At 69.1% G+C, this 14,129-nt stretch carries 12 protein-coding genes; 6 read left to right on the top strand and 6 right to left on the bottom strand.

The genetic code is table 11. The features are described from left to right. Window positions 1–18: 18 nt before the first annotated feature. Window positions 19–1,449: an alkaline phosphatase D family protein gene (locus ESD82_RS03215; protein ID WP_147429015.1), complete on the bottom strand. Its 1,431-nt coding sequence runs from the start codon at window positions 1,447–1,449 to the stop codon at window positions 19–21. A gap of 126 nt (window positions 1,450–1,575) precedes the next feature. Here ESD82_RS03215 and ligD point away from each other — a divergent pair, with 126 nt between their 5' ends. Continuing rightward, window positions 1,576–2,478, top strand: coding sequence for a non-homologous end-joining DNA ligase (gene ligD, locus ESD82_RS03210; protein ID WP_244314493.1), 903 nt, complete (start codon window positions 1,576–1,578; stop codon window positions 2,476–2,478). Window positions 2,479–2,485: 7 nt separating this feature from the next. Here ligD and ESD82_RS03205 read toward each other — a convergent pair whose 3' ends face one another. From ESD82_RS03205 to ESD82_RS03185, 5 genes are all read right to left on the bottom strand, one after another. Continuing rightward, window positions 2,486–3,550, bottom strand: coding sequence for a sn-glycerol-3-phosphate import ATP-binding protein UgpC (locus tag ESD82_RS03205; RefSeq protein WP_024845153.1), 1,065 nt, complete (start codon window positions 3,548–3,550; stop codon window positions 2,486–2,488). Further along, complete coding sequence (ugpE, locus tag ESD82_RS03200) at window positions 3,551–4,414, bottom strand: sn-glycerol-3-phosphate ABC transporter permease UgpE (RefSeq protein WP_147429017.1); 864 nt, start codon at window positions 4,412–4,414, stop codon at window positions 3,551–3,553. It lies immediately after the preceding gene. Next, entirely contained in the window at window positions 4,407–5,288 is an 882-nt protein-coding gene (gene ugpA, locus ESD82_RS03195; RefSeq protein WP_024845151.1) for a sn-glycerol-3-phosphate ABC transporter permease UgpA, read from the bottom strand. Before ugpA ends, ugpE begins: the two co-directional genes overlap by 8 nt. Before the next feature lie 49 nt (window positions 5,289–5,337). Further along, entirely contained in the window at window positions 5,338–6,633 is a 1,296-nt protein-coding gene (gene ugpB / locus ESD82_RS03190) for a sn-glycerol-3-phosphate ABC transporter substrate-binding protein UgpB (RefSeq protein ID WP_024845150.1), read from the bottom strand. Window positions 6,634–7,067: 434 nt separating this feature from the next. Then, window positions 7,068–9,119, bottom strand: a complete 2,052-nt coding sequence (locus tag ESD82_RS03185; protein WP_147429018.1) for a TonB-dependent receptor domain-containing protein — start codon at window positions 9,117–9,119, stop codon at window positions 7,068–7,070. Between the two features lie 160 nt (window positions 9,120–9,279). Here ESD82_RS03185 and ESD82_RS03180 point away from each other — a divergent pair, with 160 nt between their 5' ends. The 5 genes from ESD82_RS03180 (at window position 9,280) to ESD82_RS03160 (ending at window position 14,122) form a co-directional block, all read left to right on the top strand. Beyond that, window positions 9,280–10,320 carry a hemin-degrading factor gene (locus ESD82_RS03180; RefSeq protein WP_147429019.1) on the top strand — a complete coding sequence of 347 codons (1,041 nt, stop codon included), beginning with the start codon at window positions 9,280–9,282 and terminating at the stop codon, window positions 10,318–10,320. Further along, entirely contained in the window at window positions 10,317–11,192 is an 876-nt protein-coding gene (locus ESD82_RS03175) for a heme/hemin ABC transporter substrate-binding protein (protein WP_147429020.1), read from the top strand. The genes ESD82_RS03180 and ESD82_RS03175 overlap by 4 nt, the downstream gene beginning before the upstream one ends. Then, entirely contained in the window at window positions 11,192–12,268 is a 1,077-nt protein-coding gene (locus ESD82_RS03170; RefSeq protein ID WP_147429021.1) for a FecCD family ABC transporter permease, read from the top strand. The genes ESD82_RS03175 and ESD82_RS03170 overlap by 1 nt, the downstream gene beginning before the upstream one ends. After that, the gene (locus tag ESD82_RS03165; RefSeq protein ID WP_147429022.1) at window positions 12,265–13,038 is read left to right on the top strand and encodes a heme ABC transporter ATP-binding protein; all 774 of its coding nucleotides are present in this window, start codon (window positions 12,265–12,267) and stop codon (window positions 13,036–13,038) included. The genes ESD82_RS03170 and ESD82_RS03165 overlap by 4 nt, the downstream gene beginning before the upstream one ends. Window positions 13,039–13,138: 100 nt before the next feature. Further along, complete coding sequence (locus ESD82_RS03160) at window positions 13,139–14,122, top strand: zinc-dependent alcohol dehydrogenase family protein (protein ID WP_147429023.1); 984 nt, start codon at window positions 13,139–13,141, stop codon at window positions 14,120–14,122. Window positions 14,123–14,129 lie beyond the last annotated feature (7 nt).

The raw sequence follows: 14,129 nt of genomic DNA, 5'->3' as shown, positions 1-14,129 counted from the left end.
CCGTCCCTTCCCGTCCCATCAGTCGGACAGATCCAGCGCCGGGGTTTCGCCGCTCTCCTCCAGGTGCCAGACCGCCTGCCAGCGCCCGTCGCGGCGGGCCAGGATCAGGTAGTTCCGCTGCGCCACATAGCGGTGGCGCTGGCCGGGCAGCGGGTGGATGCGGATCGGGTGGCCGGGCAAGGGCGCCTCGCCCAAGCCGGCGAACAGCCCCAGCGCGCGGGCATAGGCCTGCGGCGGCGCGCGATGCGAAATGCCCGAGGCGACCAGTTGATGCACCTTCTGCGCATCCGGCCCCATCACGGCGCGGGTCGCCAGGTGGATCTCGCCCGACAGCGCGGTGACATGGGCACGGGCGCGCCATTTCAGCACCTCGGCCAGCAAGCGCCGCCATTCGGCACGATGCACCCGGCTTTGCCACTGGTCGCGCAGGTCGTCCTCGTAATGCTGCATGCGCGGAATCGCCATCATCACCCGCTCCAGGAGCGACAGGCGCGGACCCAGCAGCGGGACGCTGGAGACCAGGAACACATGTTCGCCCTGCGGCGCCAGCGCCTCGACCGCTTGCCAGCCCGCGGGCCCCATGATGCGGTGGCGGTGGCGCTCGGACCGCAGGTCGGGCGCGGCGATGGTCAGGCCGGGCAGTTCGCGCTTCCAGCCGAGGCTTTCGCCCGAGGCATCCAGGAACAGCTCGGGAATGTCGCCTTCCGCCGCACCGTGCTGGAACAGCAGGTAGGTCTCGCGCGCCACGCCGAACAGGGTCCGGCCCACGGCCGAGCGGCTGCGCTGTTCCGGCAGCGAGCCCCAGCCGTCGCAGATGTCATGGTCGTCCCAGACCGACAGCGCCGGCACCTGCGCCGCCATCGCGGCATAGCCCGGCGCCTGCAAGACATGCAGATAGCGCGCGACGAAGCGGCGGCGCAGGTGTTCCGCCAGATCGGCAAGCTGCGCGAGGTCGTCCACCTCGGGCACCTTGTCGGGCCAGTCCCGGCTCAGCGGGTGGCCCTGCGTCGCCTCGTCGGCATAGATCTGGTCGCCGCCCTGCAGCAGCAGCGCAAAGGGCGCGCGGGCATGGTCGCGCGCCAGCCGCGTCCACATCAGGTTGCGCTCGGCGCCGTCGCGGTCCAGATCGCCGTTCTCCTCGCCGTTGCAGGAAACGAAGGCCAGGCGCAGGTCGCCCGACAGATCCGTCGCGACCGCGTGAAAGGTGCCCTCGAATTCATAGCCGCCATCCGCCGGGGTCAGGGTGAAATCGTGCCTCCAGACGGCGATGCCGGCGATCTGGGCGATGCGGCGCGGCGCGATCTCGGCCTCTGACAGGCGGATCGGCGGCGGGGCGGGTTCGTCCTTCGGCCGGATGACGATGGCCGCCAGCCGGATGCCCTGCCCCGCCATGCCGCGGAAATGCAGGATCGGCCCTGCCCGGCCGGGTCGCTGCGCCTCGTCCATCATCCTGCCTGTCCCTTTCGCATTGCAGCGAGGGATATAGGTGCGGCGCGGCCAAGCGCAAATCCGGCCGGCGGCGAACCGCGACCCCGCCGCCGGCGTTGGTCCCCAAAGGCAGCGCAGGAGCCGGTGATGACCGAGCGGATCGAAGGCGTGACCATCTCGCATCCCGAGCGGGTGATCTTTGCCGATGCCGGACCGGGCAAGGCGGGGCTGACCAAGGCGGGGCTGGCGCGCTATTACCAGCAGATCGCGCCGCTGATGCTGGAGGAGGCCGCCGACCGCCCGCTGTCGCTGCTGCGCCTGCCCGACGGGATGGCGGGCGAGCGGTTCTTCCAGAAGCATCCCGGCAAGGGCTTTCCCAAGGCGATCCGGCAGATGCGGATCACCGAAAGCGACGGCGAGGATGCGGCCTATGCCTATGTCGCCGACGCGGCCGGGCTGGTCGCCGCGGTGCAGATGGGCACGGTCGAGTTCCACATCTGGCCCGCCCGCCGCGACCGGCTGGAGCGGCCCGACCGGCTGGTCTTCGACCTAGACCCCGACGAGGGGCTGGACTTCGACGCCGTGCGTGCCGCCGCCCTGTCGCTGCGCGGCCGGCTGCTGGACCTGGGGCTTGAGCCCTGGGCGATGCTGACCGGCGGCAAGGGCGTGCATCTGGTCGTGCCCCTGCGCCGCAGCCTCGGCTGGGGCGATCTCAAGCGTTTCGCCCGCGACTTTGCGACGCTTTGCGCGCAGGACGAACCGGACCGCTATACGGTGGAACTGGCCAAGGCCAGCCGCAAGGGCCGGATCTTCATCGACTGGCTGCGCAACGAGCGCGGCTCGACGGCGGTTGCGCCCTTTTCGGTGCGCGCCCGGCCCGGCGCCCCGGTGGCGGCGCCGGTCGGCTGGGACGAGCTGGCCGGGATCGCCAGCGCCCGTGCCTTCGGCACCCAGGCGGCGCGGGAACGCGGCTGGGCCGGCATAAGGCGGGTGCGGCAAAGCCTGACCCGGCCGATCTTCGCGGCGCTGGACAGGGCGCTGACCGGTTGACCCCCGTTCAGCCCTCGATGCGCCGGCCGTCTTGCGCATCGAAGACATGCAGGTGCCCCGGATCGGGCACCACGTCGACCCGGTCGCCGCGCGCCAGCCCGCTGGTGCCGGGCAGGCGCAACACCAGTGGCACCTCCGAGCCCTCGATCATGCCATAGCCGAAGGCATCGGCGCCCAGCCGCTCGACCGAACGCAGCAGGACCGGGATCGCCGCCTCGCCCGGCGCGGCGGGCCGCAGATGCTCGGGACGCAGGCCAAGCCGCAGATCGCCGCCGCGCGGCAGGCCCGGCAGCGGCAGCACCGCCCCGCCGGGCAGGGTCACGCGGCCCTCGGCCGCCGAGACGGTGAAGATGTTCATGGCGGGCGAGCCGATGAAACCGGCGACGAATTCGCTGGCCGGGCGCTGATAGACTTCCAAGGGCGTCGCGATCTGCTCGGCCACGCCCTTGTTCATCACGATCAGCCGGTCCGCCAGCGTCATCGCCTCGACCTGGTCATGGGTGACGTAAAGCGTGGTCTGGCCGGTGCGCAGGTGCATCTCCTTGATCTGCAGGCGCATCTGCACCCGCAGCTTGGCGTCGAGGTTCGACAGCGGCTCGTCCAGCAGCAGCGCGGCGGGCTCGCGCACCAGCGCCCGGCCCATGGCGACGCGCTGGCGCTGGCCGCCCGACAGCGCGCGCGGCTTGCGGTCCAGATAGGGCTCCAGCTCCAGCATGGTCGCGGCCTTGGCGACGCGGGCCTCGATCTCGGCTTTCGACATCCGGGCGATCTTGAGCCCGTAGGCCATGTTCTCGCGCACCGACATATGCGGATAAAGCGCGTAGTTCTGGAACACCATGGCGATGTCGCGCTGGCGCGGCTCCAGGTCGTTGACCACCTTGCCGCCGATCTCGACCGTGCCGGCGCTGATCGCCTCCAGCCCGGCCACCATGCGCAGAAGCGTGGACTTGCCGCAGCCCGAAGGTCCGACAATGACCACGAATTCGCCGTCGGCGATCTCCATGGTGATGCCGTGGATGACCTGGTTTCCCGCATAGCTCTTGCGGACATCGTTAAGCAGGATGCGGGCCATCTATTTCTCCGTCTCGACCAGGCCCTTGACGAACCAGCGCTGCATCAGCACCACCACCAGGATCGGCGGCAGGATGGCCAGCACGCTTGTGACCATCACGAGGTTCCAGGGCGTATCGGCATCGGCGAATGAGATCATCTTCTTCAGCGCGATGACGATGGTGTTCATTTCGTTGGAATTGGTGACCAGCAGCGGCCACAGGTATTGCGTCCAGCCATAGATGAACTGGATCACGAAGATCGCCGCGACATTGGTCAGCGACAGCGGCCACAGGATGTCCTTGAAGAACCGCCAGGGCCCGGCGCCGTCGACCCGCGCCGCCTCCAAGAGTTCGTCCGGGATGGTCATGAAGAACTGCCGGAACAGAAGCGTCGCGGTGGCCGAGGCGATCAGGGGCAGGATCAGCCCCGGATAGGTGTCGATCAGCCCCAGGTCGACCATGACCTTGTAGGTCGGCTGGATGCGCACCTCGACCGGCAGCATCAGGGTGATGAAGATCAGCCAGAAACAGGCCATGCGCAGCGGAAAGCGGAAGAAGACGATGGCATAGGCCGAGGCCATCGAGATCACGATCTTTCCCAGCGCGATGCCCATGGCGACGATGGTGGTATTGGCCAGAAGCCGCCACAGGCTGACCCCGCCGATGCGGCTGATCCCGCCCGAGAAGGCATCGGAATAGTTCCGCGCCGCCTCGGGCCCGGGCAAGAGCGGCAGCGGCGGGCGCAGGATGGTCTGCACCGAATGGGTCGAGGCGACGAAGACGTAATAGACCGGAAAGGCCACCACGATCACGCCCAGCACCATCCAGAAATGCGCCAGCACTCGCCCGGCGCCGCGCGCGGCCAGCGGAGAGGATTCAGCCATAATGCACCCTCCGCTCGATGAAGCGGAACTGGAAGGCGGTCAGCGCGATCACGATGATCATCAGGATCACCGATTGCGCGGCGGAATCGCCCATGATCAGGTTCACGAAACCGTCGTTATAGACCTTGTAGACCAGCGTCTCGGTCGCCTTGCCGGGGCCGCCGCCGGTCACGGCATGGATGATGCCGAAGGTGTCGAACAGCGCATAGACGGTGTTCACCACCAGCAGGAAGAAGGTCGTCGGCGCCAGAAGCGGGAAGGTGATGGTCCAGAAGGCATGGCGGCGCGAGGCGCCGTCGATCGCCGCCGCCTCCAGAAGCGATCGAGGAATCGCCTGCAAGCCAGCGACAAAGAACAGGAAATTATAGCTGATCTGCTTCCATGTCGCGGCCGCGACAACCAGCGCCATCGCCTGCTCGCCGTCCAGCAGCGGGTTCCAGTAGATGCCCATCTGCCGCAGCGGCCAGGCCAGCGTGCCGAAGCTGGGATTGAACATGAACAGCCACAGCATGCCGGCGATGGCGGGCGCCACCGCATAGGGCCAGATCATCAGCGTGCGATAGAAGCCCTTGCCGCGGATGATCTTTTCCGCCTGCACGGCCAGGAACAGCGCAATCGCCATGGCGCAAAAGGCGACCAGCACCGAAAACACCACCGTCACCCGGACCGAGTTCAGATAGTTCGGATCGCTCAGCACCTTGCGGAAATTCGCCAGCCCCACGAAGGTCGTCTTCAGGCCAAAGGCATCCTCGCGCAGCACCGACTGGCGAAAGGCCTGCGCCGCCGGCCAGTAGAAGAAGATCAGCGTGATCGCCAGTTGCGGCGCCAGCAGCAGCCAGGGCAACAGCTTGTGCGGAAAGACCGTGCGTCTCATCCGTCCCCCTTGTCGGATCAGGCGGGCGCCGCAACGCCCGCCCCTGGTTTCAGCCGCCCGCGGCCTCGCGGATCGCGGCATTGCCGCGCTCGACGGCGTTCTTCAGCGCCGTGGCCGCGTCCTGCTGGCCGGCCAGCATCTTTTCATACTCCTCGTTCTGGATGTCGCGCAGCTGCGGCAGGTTCGGCGCGCGCACGCCCTTGGAGTTCTCGGTCGGCTGCTTGCCCATCATCTGCAGGATCGGCGTCTCGCGGCCGGGGTTCTGCTGGTAGAAATCCGAGCCCTTGGTCGCCTCGTAGGCCGCCATCGTCACCGGCAGATAGCCCGATTGCTCGTGCAGGTATTGCTGCACCTCGGTCTGCGACAGGTAGTTGAAGAAGGCGGCGACGCCCTTGTAGGTCTCGTCCGACTTGCCGCCCATCACCCAGAGCGAGGCACCGCCCGGCGTGGTGTTCTGCGGCGCGCCCTCGGCGGTCTCGTCATAGGGCAGCTGGCCGATGCCGTAGTTCATGCCCGATTTCACGATGTCGCCCAGCCCGCCCGAGCTTTCGGTCAGGATGCCGCATTCGCCCGAGGTGAAGTTCTGCTTGGCCTCGCTGGTGCGGCCGCCATAGACGAAGACGCCCTCTTTCGCCAGGTCCGCAAGTTCCTGGAAATGCTTGACGAACAGCGGGCCGTCGATCTTCAGCTCGGGCGTGCCGGCCAGGCCGTTCTCGTTCGTGCCCCAGCTGACATTGTTCCAGGCGGCGAAGTTCTCGGTATGGATCCAGGTCAGCCAGGTCGAGGTATAGCCGCAGGTCGCCGCCCCCGATTCCTTGATCTTGCGCGCAGCGGCCCAGACCTCGGCCCAGGTCTTGGGCGGGTTCTCGACGTCCAGCCCCGCCTTTTCGAAGATGTCCTTGTTGTAATACAGGATCGGCGAGGAGGAGTTGTAGGGGAAGGACAGCATGTCCCCCTCGGGCGTCGAGTAATAGCCGACGATGCCGGGCAGATACTGGCTCTTGTCGAATTCGTAGCCGCCTTCCTGCAGCACCTCGGCCACCGGCTTGATGGCGCCCTGCGCGCCCATCATGACGCCGGTGCCGACGTCGAAGACCTGGATGATGTCGGGGGCCTGGCCCGCGCGGAAAGCGGCGATGCCGGCATTCAGCGTTTCGGGATAGGTGCCCTTGAAGACGGGCTTGAGTTCGTAGTCGGCCTGGCTTGCGTTGAAATCGCTGGCGATCTTGGTCACGACCTCGGCATTGGCGCCGGTCATGGCGTGCCACCACGAGATTTCGGTCTTGGCCTCGGCCGCGACGGGCAGCGCCATCAGCCCTGCAAGCCAGAATGGGGTTTTCTGCATGGTATCCTCCGAGTCGTGCCTTGCGGCGTCATCGTTCCCGGACGGCAGCAACTGGGCCAGGGCCCGCCATGCGCCATCCGCCTCCCTGTGCGGATTTGTCACCTGCCGGGGGCCGGGGTGTCAATTCGCAACTGGTCGGTTTGGTATGGCAGGCGGCAGGCAAGCGCCGCGCCGGAAACAGCGGCTCTGTGGCATGGATTTGTGAAAATCCAGTGACAGCAATGGGTAAAATACATTTCTTGAGGTGATTTCCGACCACTAACCCCTTGCCGACCGCAAGGGGGCGGCGGCAGTTCCGTCGCGTAAACCGCCCGAACGCGGCGGGCCCGGATCGGAAACCGAACCCCGTGCCCCGCATCAAGGCGGGGCCGGCGCGGGGCATGAAAACGGCCGGCGCCTGGCCCGGCCGTTCCGGGGACTGCCCGAAAGCCCCGTCAGAAGCTGCGCGAGACCGACAGCTTGAAATTCCGCCCCGGTGCCGGACCGCTGAGCCAGGAGGCGGGCGTATAGTCACGGTCGGCGATGTTGTCGATGCCCATATGCACCTCGATCCCCGCCGCCGCGCCGGATTGCGGCGCCCAGGTGGCAAAGACGTCATGCACGCCGTAGCCGGCACGATGTTCGCCATCCGACTTGTCACGGCCCCTGGCCAGGGTGCTGCGCAGCCCCAGCCGCCAGGCGTCGCCGGCCTGCCAGATCGCCTGCAAGGTCACGCGGTCGTTGGGCAGCGTGTCCAGCACCGTACCGTCCTGGTCCTCGCCCTCGACCACCGAGACCGCGGCGCCGAACTCCCAGGCGTCGAGCGTATAGCTGGCCTCCAGCTCGCCGCCCCGCAGATAGGCGCGGTCGATATTGGTGAAATGGGCCGACGGTCCCGCGCCCGAGCGGGCGATCATGTCGGTGATGTGATTGCGAAACAGCGTCAGCTTCATCACCGCCTCGTCGCCCTCGGCAAACAGCCCATTGCCGCGATAGGAGATCCCGGCCTCGAGGTTCTTGCCCTTCTCGTCCTTCAGGTTCGGGTTCGGCGCCGTGGCCATGGAGCCGTCGTAGAGTTCGTCCACCGTCGGCATCCGGTTCACGAAGGCGACGGAGCCGAAGACCGACCACTGCCCGTCCAGCCTGTAGATCGCCGCGACCTGCGGCTCGACCGCCTCGAAGCTGCGCTCTTCGGCGGCGAAACCGACGGTGTCCTTGGGCTCGGTGCGCTGCCTTTCGTAGCGCAGGCCCGAATTGACCGTCAGCCTGTCCCAGGTCACTTCCGAGAGGGCATAGACCCCCCAGGCGCGGGTGAAGCCCTCGGGATGCGAGGCCGAGGGCACGCTGGACGACCGATCCTGCTTGAGCAGCTCGAAGCCGGTGGTCAGGGCATGATCATGGCCGGCGCCCGACAGGTCGGCCACGTTGGCCAGCTTGAACTTCCACAGGCGATAGTCGCGCCGCCCCAGCAGCGAGGGCATGATCGGCTCGTCCGGATCGTCGCCCTGCCGCACGTCCTTCATGGTGTTGGTATAGGACAGCGTGGCCGTCACATCGACATAGCGGTTGTCGTCCGGGTTCCAGCCCCAGATCAGCCGCGCGGTCTGGTCGCGGGTGGTGATGTCGCCGACGCCCCAGCCCGAAAAGCCCGGGAACAGCCCCACCTGCGCCCCTTCCAGCTGATTGAAGTCCTGGTTCTCGCCCTTGGCCTCCAGATGCTGGTAGGAAAAGGCGACATGGTGATCGCCGAAGGTCTTCCTCGCCTTCAGAAGCAGGTTCGGCGTCCTGGAGTTCGAGCGGATGCTGGTATTGCCCTCTGCATCCTTGGTATCGCCCAGCTTGCGCCAGGCGAAGGCGGCGAGCGCCTCGAAATCCTCGGCCGGGCGCCAGCCGAGCGCGACGCTGCCCAAGGCCGTGTCGGGGTTGCTGGCATAGCCCAGCTTGGCCTTGCCGCCGAAGCTCTGGCCCTCGGCGATCAGGTCGCCGGCCTCGATCGTCTCCATGGCGATCACCCCGCCGAGCGCGCCCGAGCCGTAAAGCGTGGATGAGCCGGGGCCGCGCAGCACCTCGACCTGGCGCAGGAAGTCCGGCTCGACGAAGAGCGCGCCCTGGCGGTAGGATTCGAAATATTTCTCCTCGCCGTCGATCAGCTGGACGATCCCGGATTCCGAGGCGGCGGCGCCCGAGGAACCGAAGCCGCGGATGTTGAAACCCTGGCCGAAGAAGCTGCCCGAGCCGACGCCGGCGACGCCGGGCACCGTCGCCAGCACCTCGCCGATATGCACCGGCTCGATATCCGCAAGCTGCTGGCCGTCCACGACCGAGACCGATTGCGGCACCTCGGAGGCCACCTTGGGCTTGCCGGCGCGCAGCACGATCTGGTCCAGCACATAGGTGGATGGCGCAGGCTGCGTCCCGGCGGTTTCCTGCGCCAGCAGCGGCGTGGAAAAGGTAAGGGCGCAGGCGCTTCCGGCCAGAAGCGCGCCGCGAATCGGATGGCGTGGCATGTGATCCCCGTCGTCATGTCGTGAAGTCTACGGCTGGCCACGGGGCTGGCATCTTGCGCGGGTTAAAATATTCTTAGTAAAACTGTCAATGATTCCTTGCGCCTTGTCCGGCACCGAGCCGGGCAGAGGCTGGCGCGCAACAGCAACGAAGGACACCGCGATGACCGACCATTCCCCGGCGGATCTGCGCCGCATCCAGGCCGAGGACGGCGGCCGCCCCTATGACCTGGCCGAACGGCTGGGCGTCCCCGAGGCCGCGCTGGTCGCGGCGCGGGTCGGCCATGGCGCGACCCGCATCGACCCTCTGCCCGGCCGGCTGATCCCGCAGGTGCAGGCCCTGGGCGAGGTGATGGCCCTGACCCGCAACCGGTCCTGCGTGATCGAGAAACTCGGCACCTACAACGACTTCCACGATGGCGAGCATGCCGCCATGACCCTGGACCCCGAGATCGACCTGCGCATCTTTCCGCGCCACTGGCTGCATGCCTTCGCCGTCGAATCCGAGGTCGGAACCGCCACCCGCCGCTCGGTCCAGGTCTTTGACGCGGCGGGCGACGCGGTCCACAAGATCCACCTGCGCGAGGGCTCGGAACTGGCGGCCTGGGAGGCGCTGAAGCGCGACCTGGCGCTGGCGGACCAGTCCGACACCGCCCGCTTCGAGCCCCGCGCGCCGGTCGAGCCGCCCAAGGCCGGCGCCGAGCGCGCCGATGCCCTGCGCCGGGAATGGGCGGCGATGACCGATACGCATCAGTTCAACATCCTGATCCGGCGGCTCAAGATGAACCGGCTGGGCGCCTATCGCATCGCCGGCGCGCCGCTGGTGCGGCCGCTGGCGGTCGAGGCGGTGCCGGCGCTGCTGGAGCGCGTCCATGCCGGGGGCGTGGGGGTGATGTTCTTTGTCGGCAACATGGGCTGCATCGAGATCCATTCCGGCCAGGTCCAGTCGCTGAGGCCCATGGGGCCGTGGCTCAATGTCATGGACCCGCGCTTCAACCTGCATCTGCGCGGCGACCACGTGGCCGAGGTCTGGGCGGTGGACAAGCCCACCAGGCGAGGCCCGGCCATTTCGGTCGAGGCCTTCGACGCCGAGGGGGCGCTGATCTTCCAATGCTTCGGCCTGCGCCCGGAAAAGGGCGGTGATGCCGAACAATGGGCGGCGCTGGTCGCCGGCCTGCCGGCGCTGGCCGAGGCGGCAGAATGAAACGGCTGGCGCTTGCCCTGGTCCTGCTGGCCGGCCAGGCCGCGGCCGAGGATCAACCCGAAGCGCAGCGCGTGCTGTCGCTGGGCGGTTCCGTGACAGAGATCGTCTATGCGCTGGGCGAGGAGGCGCGGCTGATCGGCCGCGACACCACCTCGAACTGGCCGCCCGAGGCCAATGCCCTGCCCGATGTCGGCTATGTGCGCGCGCTGTCGCCCGAAGGCGTGCTGTCGGTCGCACCCGACCTGATCATCGCCGAGGACGGCGCCGGCCCGCCCGAGGCGGTGGCAGTGCTGCAATCGGCCGGCGTGGCCTTCGTCAGCGTCGCGGAACGCTATGACGCCGAGGGCGTTCTGGACAAGGTCGATGCGGTGGCCGAGGCGCTCGGCGTGCCGGACAAGGGCCGCGCGCTGCACGACAAACTGGCGGCGGAGCTGCAAGCGGCGCTCGGCCGGGCGCAGGCCGTGGGCGAGCCGAAGAAGGTGCTGTTCGTGTTGTCCCTGCAGGGCGGGCGCGTCATGGCCGGCGGCGCGGACACGGCGGCGGACGGCATCATCCGCCTGGCCGGGGCGCAGAACGCCATGCCGGGCGTCCAGGGCTACAAGCCCGTCACCGACGAGGCGGTGATCGCGGCCGCGCCCGATGTCATCCTGATGATGCGCCGCGGCGACGCGCAGGCGGACGCGGATGCCAATGGCGGCAGCAGCCACACGGCGGCGAAACAGGCGGTGCTGGCCATGCCGGCGCTGGCCCAGACCCCGGCGGGACGCGCGGGCACGGTGGTGATGATGGACGGGCTGAAACTGCTGGGCTTCGGTCCCCGCACCGGCGAGGCGGCGGTCGAGCTGCACGACCTGATATACGCGGGGTCGTGATGGTGGCCCTGTCGCCCGACCTTCGCCCCGGACGGCTGCAAGGCGACCGCAGCCATCGCGCGCGGCGCCTGGGGTTGTTCCTGGCGCTGCTGCTGGCGGTGGTCGCGGTGGTCTCGCTGGGCTGGGGCGCCTCGGGGACGTCGCTTGCGCGGGCGGTCTCGGACCTGCTGGCGGGGCGCGAGCTTGCGGTGCAGGACCGGGTGGTGCTGATGGACATCCGGCTGCCGCGGGTGCTGATGGGCATTTTTGCCGGCGCCTCGCTGGCGGTCTCGGGCGCGGTGATGCAGGGGCTGTTCCGCAACCCGCTGGCCGATCCGGGCATCGTCGGCGTCAGCTCGGGCGCCTCGCTGGGCGCGATCCTTGCCATCGTGCTGGGCAGCACGCTGCCGGCCGGGATCGCGGCGTTCTTCGGCTGGTATCTGGTGCCCGTCGCCGCCTTTGCCGGCGGCTGGCTGACCACCATGGCGCTTTACCGCATCGCCACCCGGCGCGGGCGCACCTCGGTCGCCACCATGCTGCTGGCCGGCATCGCGCTGGGGGCGATCATGGCGGCGCTGTCGGGGCTGGTGATCCTGCGTGCCAATGACCGCGAGCTGCGCGACCTGACCTTCTGGGGGCTCGGCTCGCTGGCCGGGGCGAACTGGCCCAAGCTCTTGGCCGGCGCGCCGATCATGGCGCTGGCGCTGCTTTACGCCCCCTGGCTCGCGCGCGGCCTGAACGCGCTGGCGCTGGGAGAGGCGGCGGCCGGCCATGTCGGCATCCGGGTGCAGAAGGTCAAGAACCGCGCCATCCTGACCGTCGCCGCCGCCACCGGCGCCGCGGTCGCGGTCTCGGGCGGCATCGGCTTCGTCGGCATCGTCGTGCCGCATCTGCTGCGTCTGGCCAGCGGGCCGGATCACCGCTGGCTGCTGGTCAACTCGGCGCTTCTGGGCGCGGTGACGCTGCTGCTGGCCGACATGGTCAGCCGCACCGTCATCGCCCCGGCCGAGCTGCCGATCGGCATCGTCACCGCCGTCATGGGCGGGCCGTTCTTCCTGTGGATCCTGCTGCGCAACCGGGGGGTGCTGGACCTGTGAGCCTGATTGCCACCGACATCCGGGTCAGCCTTGGCCGCAAAGAGATCCTGCACGGCGTCTCGGTCGAGGCGCGGGCGGGCGAGATCACCGCCATCGTCGGGCCGAACGGCTCGGGCAAGACCACGCTGATGCGCAGCCTGACCGGAGAACTGGCCTGCCGCGGGGCCATCACCCTGAACGGGCGCGACATCGCCGCCCTGTCGCCCGAGGCGCTGGCCCAGCGCCGGGGCGTGCTGCCGCAGGCCGCCGCGCTGTCCTTTCCCTTCACCGTGGCCGAGGTCGTGCGCATCGGCGTCGAGGCGCGGGGCGAGCGCGCCGAGGCGCTGGTGCCGGCGGCGCTGGCGGCGGTCGATCTGCCGGGCTTTTCCGGCCGGCTCTACCAGGAGCTGTCAGGGGGCGAGCAGCAACGGGTGCAGCTGGCCCGCGTGCTGGCGCAGGTCTGGCAGCCGCTGGACGCGGAGGGCCCGCGCTGGCTGATGCTGGACGAGCCGGTCAGCAGCCTCGACATCGCCCATCAGCTAACGGTGATGCGGCTGGCCGCCGGTTACGCCAGGGCCGGCGGCGGCGTGGTCGCGGTCATGCACGACCTGAACCTGACTGCGCTTTTCGCACAAAAGCTGGTGCTGATGAGCGGCGGGTGCGTCCTGTGCCAGGGCCGCCCCGACGAGGTCTTGACCGACGAGGCGCTGTCCAGCGCCTATGGCTGCCGGCTGCGCGTCAATGCCGTGCCCGACAACGGCATCTGGGTGCTGCCGCACGCGGCGGCGTGACCGGCCGGGCCGAAAGGCCCGCGACCTAAGGCCGCGCCCATTTACAAGCCCGCCCCGGCATCCGCATATTGGACATGACCCCGCTGTTGAGAGATGCCCGATGCATGCCATGCTGCTGCACAGGATCGGCGCGCCGCTGGTCTGGACCGAACTGCCCGACCGTGACCCCGGTCCGGGCGAGATCCGGGTCCGCGTCCTGGCCTGCGGGGTCTGCCGCACCGACCTGCACGTGGTCGACGGCGAATTGCCCGACCCGGTGCTGCCGATCATCCCCGGACACGAGATCGTCGGCCGGATCGAGGCGCTCGGCCCCGGCGTTACCGGCCTTGCCCTGGGCCAGCGGGTCGGCATCCCCTGGCTCGGCCACGCCTGCGGCGCCTGCCCCTATTGCCGCGACGGGCGCGAGAACCTGTGCGACGCGCCGGGCTTTACCGGCTACACGCGGGACGGCGGCTATGCGACCGCGGCGATCGCCGACGCGCGCTTCGCCTTTCCCCTGGGCGAGGCGGGCGAGGACGTGGCGCTGGCGCCCCTGCTTTGCGCGGGGCTGATCGGCTGGCGCGCGCTGGTGATCGCGGGCCAGGCGCCGCGGCTGGGGCTTTACGGCTTTGGCGCGGCGGCCCATATCATCGCGCAGGTGGCGACGTGGCAGGGCCGTGCGGTCCATGCCTTCACCCGCCCCGGCGACCTGCGCTCGCAGGATTTCGCGCGCCGGCTGGGCGCGGTCTGGGCCGGTGGCTCGGACCAGCCCCCGCCCGAGCCGCTGGATGCCGCGATCATCTTCGCCCCGGTGGGCGATCTGGTGCCGACGGCACTGAAGGCGGTGCGCAAGGGCGGCCGCGTGGTCTGCGCCGGCATCCACATGAGCGACATCCCCGCCTTTCCCTATGCGCTGCTTTGGCACGAACGCCAGATCGCCTCGGTCGCCAACCTGACGCGGCAGGACGGGCTGGACTTCCTGTCGCTGGCGCCCCGCATCGGCATCGCCACCGAAACCACGACCTATCCGCTGCGCGAGGCCAATCGCGCATTGGACGACCTGCGCGCCGGCCGCTTCGACGGCGCGGCCGTGCTGGTGCCCTGAGCCGCCC

It is taken from the genome of Paracoccus pantotrophus (genome assembly GCF_008824185.1).
Taxonomy (GTDB): Bacteria; Pseudomonadota; Alphaproteobacteria; order Rhodobacterales; family Rhodobacteraceae; genus Paracoccus; species Paracoccus pantotrophus.
The sequence above is the reverse complement of the archived record's forward strand: the minus strand, read 5'-3'. Positions and strand labels throughout refer to the sequence as shown.